Raw genomic sequence first — 7,119 nt, forward strand, 5'->3', positions numbered from 1 at the left:
GGTCGATGACGTTTACTGGGAATTACTGTCTTATAGGACTCCCAAAAGTCTGTGTAAGCAACTGCACATTGTCGGTCAACGCCTGGTAAACTGTCCCCAAAGTTTTTTGGCTGATTGACGACTCCTATCTCCGCGCATAGCAACCAATAATTTCCCTTGTCTTTCTATCAATTAACCGCCAAATATAGACCTTTATCGTCTTAGAAAAAACCAAAGACCACATTTCATCACATTCTCTAACCAATTTACCTTTTGGTTTGTCCGAAACCTTTATTTGACGGGGGACAGCAGCCAGTTTATTGTTGACATAATTTTGTAACCATGACCAACTTACCCCTGTTACTCTAGCAATTACTCGTCAGAAAATTCGTTCGAGCAAGAGTTGATCAATTAATTGTTTGGTTTCGTCAGAGACGGTTTTATTAGTGGGATTGATCACAAACGGTTGACCACATTCTTTACCTTGACGTTTGGGTTTTCCCTTAGGAATAGAACCATTCTTGATCCTATGGTGAGAACCACAACGCTTGACAGGGGAACGGAGGTGAAGGGGGCACTTTGTTCGGTGCTAGACTGATATTTGAGTAAGCCAGACAGGAGCCAGAAAAAGATATTTATCAGAAAAGTCATGAGCAAGCTAGAGGTTTAAAGACTGAGCGGGTTTTAATTATTTTTATTCATAAATATTTTACACAATTCATACCAGGTAAGCAAGAGGGCTACGGCACTACTACCAAATCATTACCATCTTAGATAGTCAACAACTCAGTTTCCTCTTATCAAGAATAATTTCTAGTCAGCTTGCTCCCATCCCCGATTCTTTTCTTAGCTTTTTGCCTGCCGTTGTATCGATCTATTTTAAGCAAGAGAAGCTGAGAACCCTTGTGGGCAGGCTTTTGAACTTAGCTTGTGTCCGTCTGGGCCAGTTTTCCTAGCCATTGCCCCATAACTGATATATTTCCTGAAAAACTGGGCAATCTAGGACTAGACAGCATCGTGATAAGGGGGATAAGACCTTGGACTCCGCTAACGCTCAGAAAATTCTCGGCTATTTCATCGAAGAAGCCAAAGAACACCTGGAAACTTTGGAACAGGGGATTTTAGACTTAGGCAATCTCGTGAACAATACTGAACAGATGAACGAGATGTTTCGTGCCGCCCATTCCATTAAGGGGGGAGCGGCCATGTTAGGTTATGGCAGTATCCAAAAAACTGCTCACCGTCTTGAGGATGCTTTTAAAATACTGAAAGAAAATCCCATACAAGTGGATAAAAAATTAGAATCTTTGTTCCTCAAGGGTTATGATCTGCTTCAGATATTGATCGATAAGCTGTCCAGTCCATTAGGTTTGCAAGCCGAGGAAGCTAACGCTATCCTTAAAAAAGGTGAACCGACTTTTGCCGAATTACAGGCCCATCTTAACTATCTTCTCGACCCCCAAAAATTTACCCCAGCTGTTGCGACAGCGTCTTCTATCTCCATCCGCGTCAGAGATATCCTCAAACAGATGTTACAACTGTTCAAACAGGAAGAAACCAGTGCTTCCCGTCAGCAATTACAAAAGTTAACTTTATCTCTGTCTCAATTGGCTTCAGAACAGCAAAAGTGGCAATATTTAGTTAAAAATGCCGAATCAGCCCTGGCTAACCCCAAACATTCCTACCGCACTCTCGCCCCGGTTATTATTAAAGAATTAAAACAAGCCGGTGATTTACTAGAATGGGGTCGCGGGGAAGAAATCACCGTCAGTCAGGAATTGCAATTATTAGCCGCCGCCAAATTACCACAAATCCTAATTACCCTAGAACCGGAATTAGTAGCTAGTACCCTGCTGCAAATGTTCAATCGCCAACAGGTCTCGCAACTGGTACAGTTATTAAAAACGAGACGTTGACATCTGCCCGGGTGTAAAAAGCTGGGGGATTCCCACAAGAATAAACTTAATTGTTTTTAATTTTGGTGAGTTAGGAAGATATGTATTTAATTGTGCGCCAACCGAGTTGGCAATAATCCCAGAGGGTGAATTGGAATAGAGCCAAACCAGAAAAAGCTAAGATATGGCAAGATAAAAACTTAATGCTGACGGCTGACCCATATCAGACCTGATGCAGTATCTCTTGAGTCACTGGTCAAGCTGGGATTTACTGAGAGTAAGCAATCTGCTAGAGTTTTAACGTTCGTTAAATTTCTCGGGCAGAGAAAACAAAAAAACCATAATGGTGTTACTGGGTGTGTGGAAGTGCTTAAAAATCTCAATTTTTCGGGGCGATATTCCTCGCTGGCTCTGCTGCTGGCTATTTTCGGATTATTTCACGGGACGGTAATGGCCGAAGAAGAACCGCAAGAAATGGTTTTTCCCCGCATCGAGCAGATAGTACAGTCGCCTCCTGCGACGGGAGAAACTACGCCACCCGTGGCAGCACCGACGGAAACCCCGACGGAAACCCCAAGCCCTGCAGAAACTCCCACAACAGCCCCACCGGTGCCGGCGGAGGAGTCGCGAGTTTTGGTGGCCGAAGTGGTAGTACAGGGGGCCGATCGAGAATTAGAAAATCTAGTTTATAATACCATTCGCACCCGACCAGGACGAAGCACGACTCGATCGCAATTACAAGAAGATATTAACGCCGTTTTTGCCACGGGCTTTTTTGCCGATGTGCGGGCAGTTCCCCAAGATACGCCCCTAGGGGTGCGAGTCACCTTTGAGGTGCAACCTAACCCCGTTTTTCAGGGTGTACAGATTCAAATTGCCCCGGAAACCATGGACAAATCGATTTTACCTGCCGGGGTGGTCGAGGAAATTTTCGCTAGTCAATACGGCAAAACCCTGAATTTACGGGAATTACAGGCGGGGGTAAAAAAAATCAATGACTGGTACAGTAAAAACGGCTATGATCTGGCCCAGGTAATCGGTGCGCCGCAAGTCACTCCCGATGGTAGGGTGATTTTGGTCATTTCCGAAGGTTTAATCGAAAAAATTCAAGTACGCTACTTTAACGTCGAACAGGAACCAGTCAAGGGTAAAACCAGAGAATTTATCATTACTAGGGAAATGCGCCTAAAAGCGGGGGATATTTTCAACCGCAATACCGCCCAACAGGATTTACAGCGTGTTTTCGGTCTCGGTTTATTCGAGGATGTGCGTCTGTCTTTTTCCCCCGGCAGCGACCCAAGGGAGGTGATTGTTAACGTCGATGTGGTGGAAGGTAATACTGGTTCCCTGGCTGCTGGGGGTGGTATTAGCTCGAATGCGGGCTTATTCGGCACTGTAAGCTATCAACAGCGCAATTTTGGCGGTAATAATCAAACTTTAGGGGCAGAAGTCCAGTTAGGGGAACGGGAATTTTTATTTGATCTGAGTTTTTCCGATCCTTGGATTGCCAAGGATAATTTCCGCACTTCCTACACGGTGAACGTTTTCCGGCGACAGTCGATTTCTCTGGTTTATGATGGGGAGAATTCCTCGATTCGGACGCTTAACGATAATGATAGTCCCCGTATCGTCCGGACGGGTGGCGGTATTACTTTTGTCCGTCCTTTGGCCCCCGATGTGTTTACGAAACCAAAATGGGTGGTTTCCCTAGGCTTTAACTATCAACAGGTACAGGTGCAAAATGCCAATGGTGACATCTCCCCCCTGTCTGCACCTCTCAATGGTTTTGGCAGTCAACCACTGGCTTTTAGTTCCTCTGGGATCGATGATCTACTTTCCCTAAATATTGGCGCTATTCGAGATTTTCGCGACAATCCCCTGCAGCCCACCAGTGGCTCTTTCCTGCGTCTAGGTTTAGAACAAACTATTCCGGTCGGTTCTGGCAGTATTTTCGGCACTCGTGTTCGGGGTAGTTACAGTTACTTTATCCCCGTTCGGTTTATTAATTCCTTTAATCTCTTTGAAACCGATATTTTTAAAGGCCAGCAATCCCTCGCTTTTAATGTGCAAGCAGGGACAGTATTAGGCGATTTACCCCCCTACGATGCTTTTATTGTGGGGGGTAGTAACTCTGTACGGGGTTACGCCGAGGGAGAAGTGGGTAGCGGTCGCAGTTATTTCCAAGCCACCGCCGAATATCGTTTTCCCATTGTCGCAATTATCGGGGGGGCGTTATTTGTCGATTTCGGGACTACTATTGGTTCCCAAGGCGATGTCCCCGGTCAACCCGGGATTGTCCGGGATTTACCCGGTACTGGTCTCGGTTACGGTTTAGGTGTTCGGGTACAATCTCCCGTCGGCCAAATTCGGGTTGACTTCGGTTTTAATGTCGATGGTGGTTCTCGTCTCCATTTCGGTATCGGGGAACGATTCTAATCAGTTATCAGTTATCAGTTATCAGTTATCGATAAATTTAGTTATTTTTGCTGTTCACGGATAAAAGCTTTATTACTTAATAATTATGGTTTCTACTATCGCTAAACAATTTGAATTATCGGGAATTGGACTGCATTCGGGGGAGATAACAAGGGTGCGCGTCTGTGGGGCAAATCCGGGGGAAGGACGTTATTTTGTCCGCAGAGATTTAGCCAATCAACCGATTATTCCCGCTCTAGTTTCTTCGGTTTACCAAACAACTTTATCAACGGAATTGAGACGAGGAGAAGCAAAGGTTAGAACCGTTGAGCATTTATTGGCAGCCTTAACCGCTTTGGGGGTAGAGGATGCTCGCATTGAGGTGGATGGTGCGGAAATTCCCCTCCTTGATGGTTCGGCCAAAATCTGGGTAGAAGCGATCAAAAATGCTGGTTTAGATAACTCTTTTTCTCCATCAGATTTAACTATTTCTCAACCGATTTGGTTGTACGAAGGAGATGCTTTTGTGGCGGCGATTCCTTCCCCTGAATTACGTTTTACCTACGGCATCGATTTTACCTATAAACCGATCGGTAATCAATGGTATAGTTGGAGTCCTGATCGGGAAAGTTTTAGTCAAGCGATCGCATCAGCCCGGACTTTCGGTTTTGCCGATCAAATTGAATATTTACAAAAGGCTGGTTTAATTAAAGGAGGCAGTTTAGAAAATGCTTTAGTCTGCGATCAAAATCAATGGTTAAATCCTCCTTTACGCTTTGATAATGAGCCAGCAAGACATAAATTATTGGACTTAATTGGTGATTTGAGTTTACTGGGAACTATTCCCACCGCTCATTACATGGCTTTTAAAGCCAGTCATAAACTTCACGTTCAATTAGCGATCGCAATCACAAAATACAAGAATGAATGTTCTACCTTAAGTTGATGCAACAACACTCAAATTTTAGATCATCAAACTAAGTGGTCTGTCAAGATGTTATTGACGGATACAATCTTTTTACCCACATTCCGCACCCTAAAGTGTCACATTGAAAATTTTATCTAAATCGTCAAAACGATTGCCGGCTCTGAATTACAGGCTAATTTGTTAGCCCAGCAGATTCACAATTAGCCCTAAAAATCTGATAGCTCTGATACCAAATTATTGAGATAAACTCTCATTAAGCTGGCGTTCGTTGACTAGAGTGTGACACTTCATAATTCTTAGTAATCGCTAAAAGTCTTAATATACAAGGGCTAGAGCAACTTTTGATTTCAACGACTAGGGTGCGGAATGTGGGTTATCTCATCTAAAGGGGTATTTTCAGGATAGACCATTTTTAGAAAACGGGTTTCTCAAAGAAAACCGTTTTCTGGAGATGAAAAACATACATAAAACCCTATAAAATCGATAAGAAGCAATAATTGACAAAATAGGGGTGGTGTGATATGCTTTTTGGTAAAATTTCTACAAAATTGTCAATGAACACTACAACTATCCTCAAATCCCTGTCTGGTGTAGGTGTTGTCTTCGCCAGCACAGTTAGCGCGATCGCTATGGTGGCCACCCTCCCCGCCAGCGCCGCCACCCTTACCTTTACCGGAAATGGTAGTGGCGGTAATATCCCTGATAGCAGCACCACTGGTTTTAGTAGCACTATTACCGTTCCCACCAGTTCCAACTTTTTGATCACCGATGTCACTGTCACCCTCACGGGACTGCAGCACAACTTTCTAGGCCAGGTGCGTGCCGCCCTCACCTACGTCCCAACCAACACGACAGTATCCCTATTCAACCGGGTTGGGCGCATTGTTCCCCCTGCTACTGCGACTGGCGATAACAGCGACTTCAACGGCAACTACAGCTTTAACGATGCCTTTACCGGCAACATCTGGACGGTAGCGGCTTCTGTGGGTAATTTTTTTGACGTCGCCAGCGGCAACTACTTCGCCACTGGTGGGAACAGTAGCACCAAGGTTCCCATGCTCGCTTCCCTAGGCGGACAAGAGTCCAGCGGCGTCTGGCGGCTGACCATTGCCGATACTGTCGCTGGTACTACTGGCTCTTTCACTTCTTGGACGCTAAATTTGCAAGGTACCCCCATTCCTGAGCCAAGTTCTAGCTTAGGTTTGCTGGCTTTAGGCTTACTGGGAGCGAGAGCGGCACTTGAGCGCCATTTGAATGGGAAAGATTAGCATAGAAAACGGGTTTCTTTGAGAAACCCGTTTTCTGGATTATGCTTATTTCCTCCCGACCGGGCTGAAGCGGGAATCAAAACTATCTCAATGGAGCGAGATGAATCGCGACCAGAATAAAACTAACGCGGTAGCGTTTCCACTTTCGGGGAGTTTTGGTTCTCGACGTATTTTTTTAGTTGTTCGACAGTAACGTCGCCACAACTAGCCACGAAATAAGCTCCCGTCCAAAAATAGGGTTTGTTGTCGAAATACTCGGCCGCCAAATACGGAAATTCTTGTCTAATTAAGCGACTACTAACTGTTTTAAGGTTAGCGATTAGTTTGGTCCATGATTGTAATTATAGCGTTTCCTGTTCGCAAGAGATACATTATCGATGGTGAAAAGCTTAATTAGCAAAGGTTAAACTGTGCCACTCAGGTGTGAGAACCGCTATAGTTGATATCCTAGGCAGTAAGTGTTATAATTTAACTATACATCACGCTCACGAAAGACAGTGATAACGCTTACCTACCAGTACAAACTAAAGGTAAACAGACAACAGGAACAGGAGATAATCCACATTCTTGATGTTTGCAAAAGCGTTTATAATTACGCTCTTTCAGAACGGAAAGATTGGTTAAACTCTCGAAA

General features: G+C 44.6%; 5 protein-coding genes and 2 pseudogenes. 5 read left to right on the forward strand and 2 right to left on the reverse strand.

All coding sequences use genetic code 11. The annotated features are described in order from the left end of the window. Window positions 1-630: pseudogene (locus O9290_RS24480) on the reverse strand (IS1 family transposase); the annotation flags it as partial. 386 nt (window positions 631-1,016) lie between these two features. Here O9290_RS24480 and O9290_RS24485 point away from each other — a divergent pair. The 4 genes from O9290_RS24485 (at window position 1,017) to O9290_RS24500 (ending at window position 6,485) form a co-directional block, all read left to right on the forward strand. Next, complete coding sequence (locus tag O9290_RS24485; protein WP_002761622.1) at window positions 1,017-1,895, forward strand: Hpt domain-containing protein; 879 nt, start codon at window positions 1,017-1,019, stop codon at window positions 1,893-1,895. A gap of 429 nt (window positions 1,896-2,324) precedes the next feature. Next, complete coding sequence (locus tag O9290_RS24490) at window positions 2,325-4,310, forward strand: BamA/TamA family outer membrane protein (RefSeq protein WP_288057303.1); 1,986 nt, start codon at window positions 2,325-2,327, stop codon at window positions 4,308-4,310. 85 nt (window positions 4,311-4,395) lie between these two features. Continuing rightward, a complete protein-coding gene (lpxC, locus tag O9290_RS24495) occupies window positions 4,396-5,235 on the forward strand; it encodes a UDP-3-O-acyl-N-acetylglucosamine deacetylase (RefSeq protein ID WP_002761626.1) in 840 nt (279 codons plus the stop codon). A gap of 536 nt (window positions 5,236-5,771) precedes the next feature. Then, window positions 5,772-6,485 carry a proprotein convertase P-domain-containing protein gene (locus O9290_RS24500; protein WP_288087631.1) on the forward strand — a complete coding sequence of 238 codons (714 nt, stop codon included), beginning with the start codon at window positions 5,772-5,774 and terminating at the stop codon, window positions 6,483-6,485. Between the two features lie 122 nt (window positions 6,486-6,607). Here O9290_RS24500 and O9290_RS24505 read toward each other — a convergent pair. Beyond that, window positions 6,608-6,814: pseudogene (locus O9290_RS24505) on the reverse strand (IS200/IS605 family transposase); the annotation flags it as partial. A gap of 168 nt (window positions 6,815-6,982) precedes the next feature. Between O9290_RS24505 and O9290_RS24510 the strand changes: the two are divergent. After that, on the forward strand, window positions 6,983-7,119 hold a 137-nt coding region (locus tag O9290_RS24510; RefSeq protein ID WP_288056396.1), incomplete at its 3' end, for a helix-turn-helix domain-containing protein.

The organism is Microcystis sp. LE19-41.2A (assembly GCF_027530405.1).
Lineage (GTDB): Bacteria > Cyanobacteriota > Cyanobacteriia > Cyanobacteriales > Microcystaceae > Microcystis > Microcystis aeruginosa.

Excerpts from the sequence above, each read along its gene's own strand:
- O9290_RS24490 (WP_288057303.1), top strand. The coding sequence starts at position 2,325 with ATGGCCGAAGAAGAACCGCAAGAAATGGTTTTTCCCCGCATCGAGCAG.
- O9290_RS24500 (WP_288087631.1), top strand. The coding sequence starts at position 5,772 with ATGAACACTACAACTATCCTCAAATCCCTGTCTGGTGTAGGTGTTGTC.
- lpxC (WP_002761626.1), top strand. The coding sequence starts at position 4,396 with ATGGTTTCTACTATCGCTAAACAATTTGAATTATCGGGAATTGGACTG.